At 47.4% G+C, this 3,070-nt stretch carries 2 protein-coding genes and 1 pseudogene; 1 reads left to right on the top strand and 2 read right to left on the bottom strand.

Annotated elements, in window-relative coordinates:
• Positions 1-271: 271 nt before the first annotated feature.
• Positions 272-402: pseudogene (locus tag C7B65_RS29795) on the top strand (IS4 family transposase); the annotation flags it as partial.
• On the opposite strand, the gene C7B65_RS26695 reads toward C7B65_RS29795, so the two are convergent.
• Entirely contained in the window at positions 399-977 is a 579-nt protein-coding gene (locus C7B65_RS26695) for an SMI1/KNR4 family protein (protein ID WP_073072600.1), read from the bottom strand. The pseudogene C7B65_RS29795 and the gene C7B65_RS26695 sit on opposite strands and share 4 nt — an antisense overlap.
• A gap of 8 nt (positions 978-985) precedes the next feature.
• Positions 986-2,863 (bottom strand): RHS repeat-associated core domain-containing protein, encoded by a 1,878-nt coding sequence (locus C7B65_RS26690; RefSeq protein WP_073072598.1) that lies wholly within the window; start codon positions 2,861-2,863, stop codon positions 986-988.
• Between the last annotated feature and the right edge of the window lie 207 nt (positions 2,864-3,070).

Genomic DNA, 3,070 nt, shown 5'->3' with positions numbered 1-3,070 from the left:
ACAGGAGCAAAGGCACAGCCTGATTGAATCGGGAGCCGTGTGCGGGAAAACTTGCACGCACGGATCTAACTGGGAGGGGAGGGAGATCATACTCCCCCTCGACCCAACCACAAAATTTGAGCAGGTTTTAACCTCGAACCCTGATTCAACCGTAGGCTTGATCTTTTTTTCAAAGTCAGGGGTGGAGCTAACATTGAAAAAATAGCTCAGTCCTGAAACCGTAAGCCCTGAAAGCCTTTTGAAATCGTTCCAAAAAATGTCCGAACCATTGATTAAGAAGCATGGACGCAGAGCCAATAGTATCTTTCGCTATGGGTTTGACTGTGAACGAAGCAGTGTTCTCAAACTGGAACAGAAACGAGTGATTTCTTAGACGTTCTACAATTTTCGTCCTGTAATTAGGTAAATACAAGAGGATAGAAGTTTAAAGAGAAGTCTCCAGGAGAACTTCCTTCTACATATTCAGGAACTAAATCAAAGGTTTCGGTTCCATAGCAGAAGTTTTGAATGAAGTTGAAGAAATCGCGTCCCAACAGCACCGGATCAATGCAGTCAGGACTGACCGAATTTGCCCAGTGAATTTCATAGCTTCCATCTGACTCTTGGTAGGTTCTCAGATCCCAAAAAATCAAATGTTCACCCGTAGCAGATTCCCCAAATACAAACGCAGATCTCAGTTGCTCTATATATTGCTGGTCACGTTTAAAGTTCTCTCCGAATCTTTCAATGTGCCGAATCGCCTCCTGTATACGTCGCTCACTGGCTTTTATGAAGAACTTCGTTGGGCAGTAAACTCTTGCAATATCCGATAACTCTCCCGATCCCAAAACTTGGCAGAATTCTTTATAGCCTGAAGGAAGGATGATTTTGTACTCAGCTTCCGTAGCGCTCAGTGTCTCTGCGTTGAGGGTTTCTTGTCCCTCGCCCACAAGAACTTCTAAACTCTGAATTAGTTTCTTCCATTTTTCTGACATCATTAAAGTTCTTAAGGGTTGAGAAGGAGTAATGGGCGAATCGTTGAAGCCGCAAAGCTAAAAGGCGAGATGAAAACTACGGAAGCATCAACAGCGATTGGTCTCAGTAGCTTTGTAGCATTTGGTTTAGGTCGCTGATACTTCAAGTTAACCGTTAGAACGGCTGATAAATGCCCTGTATTTGGCGGACATTGCTTACTGTTATTATCATACTGAACCTTATCAATGTTGGCTCTGATTGCATTTTCAAAAGCTCTCCAAGTGGACTGTGGATTCTGATTGTATCCACTTCTTGTTTGTGCAAAAAGATTGTTCTCGTCTCTGCCACTTCCACCGAGTTGTGCTCCAACTATGTGTCCAGCATCATCTCCGGTTCTACGATCTGGAACTTTACTTCTAGCTGATGTGGAAACATCCGAACCCGTTCTAGTAGGCGAAAAAATTATCGCTGCTTTTGTCTTATCAGACACTATATAGGTATTTGGATCAGCTTTCCTAGCTGTAATGACCGATGTGATATTGGATGTGTTGTGTGAACCATTTTTGTCAACATATTTGATCTCGCGATATTGGGACCCAACAAAACCGTGCAAGCCCGTTGGATCAGTAGTATTAGTCGGTGAATTCCCGACATACCTATATAAATTACCGTCCCCTGCCCCAAACCCTGTAGGGTCTTGCCCAATAAACCGTCCATTCCGGGAGTCATAATACCTCGCCCGGTAATAGTACAGTCCGGTTTCGCCATCGAATTCCCGCCCGGTGTACTGATAGCGCGAGGTATCGGTTGCATTCGTCATCGTGGAGGTCACATTTCCAAACGCATCGTAGTCATATCGATTCCGCACTGTCCCATCGTTTCCAACCAGCGCTCTGACTGAACCCAACTGGTCGGTCACCATCCAGGAAACATTCCCACTGCCCTTATCTTGCGCGAGGATTTGGTCTACTTGGGTGCCATAGAAGTAGCGCACCGTAGGCGTTGTTGCGGTGCCATTGAATTCTAGGGCGAGGTTGCCTCGGTCGTACACATAGCGTGTTGTCATTCCCTCTGTCGTCTTGGCAATGCGTTGATTGTGAGCATCATAGGCATAGGACACGGATAATCCTGCGGTATCGGTAACACTGGTGAGACGATTGCGGGAATCCCAGTTAAACGTCCCCGTTACATTCGTGGCGATTTCGGTGCGAGTTTTAAGATTGCCCTCATCGTCGTAAGTGTAAGCATACTTCCCGTCGGAGGAGAGCTGGTTATTGGTGCCCGTGACGTAACCCATGTTGGTGCGATTGCCATTGGCATCATAGGTGTAATTCTCATCGGTGCGCGCCACTGAGCTGTAGTCCGCCTGTTTCAGTTCATCATTTTTGGCGTAGTTATAATTGACAAAGGTGCCGTCTGCATTCTGCACTTTACGAATCCGACTGCCATTGTCGTAGTTAAAGGCGTAGCTAGAGAGTATTCCTCCCGTGGCGTTAGCGTGTTGAATCTGGGTCAGGCGGTTGAGTGGGTCATTGTGAGCATAGGTGGTGGTGGCTACGGTCTGATTAAATGTTCCTCCGGTCAGGCGTTGCAGGGTTTCCATCTGCCCGACGGCGTTATAGGAGAGCTTGACGCGCTTATTGGTTATCCCAGCGCCTGACTGAGTAATTTGGGTTGTCCGATCGAGGGCATCGTACTTATAGGCAGTAGTGCCATCGGCGACTCCATTGATGGTATTGGTGACCGATGTGAGGTTTCCTGCCTGGTCGTAGCTATAGTTTAGTGCCACGCGGGTCACGCCTCCCACCCCGAGATTATCGATCGCCCTCAATCGATCGAGGTCATCATAGGTGTAGCCATACTCCGAAAGTTTCGTCGTCGTTCCTCCGGATACTGAGTTATGTGACATCAACTAATCGATCGAGGACATCGTATTGAGAGGTGAACGATCGCGTCACGGCTCCTGCACTCATCCAATTTTCTTGGGTTTGACGACTCAAATTATCGTACTCAAAGGTGCGGGTCAGCCCATTGCGATCGCTTTAGGACTCCTCTCTACTCCGGGGGCGGGGTGTTCTCCATCGATATTTAGACGCTACCGATTCCCAAATGCCCC

The sequence above is a fragment of the Phormidesmis priestleyi ULC007 genome (assembly GCF_003003695.1).
GTDB lineage: Bacteria > Cyanobacteriota > Cyanobacteriia > Leptolyngbyales > Leptolyngbyaceae > Phormidesmis_A > Phormidesmis_A priestleyi_A.
The sequence above is the reverse complement of the archived record's forward strand: the minus strand, read 5'-3'. Positions and strand labels throughout refer to the sequence as shown.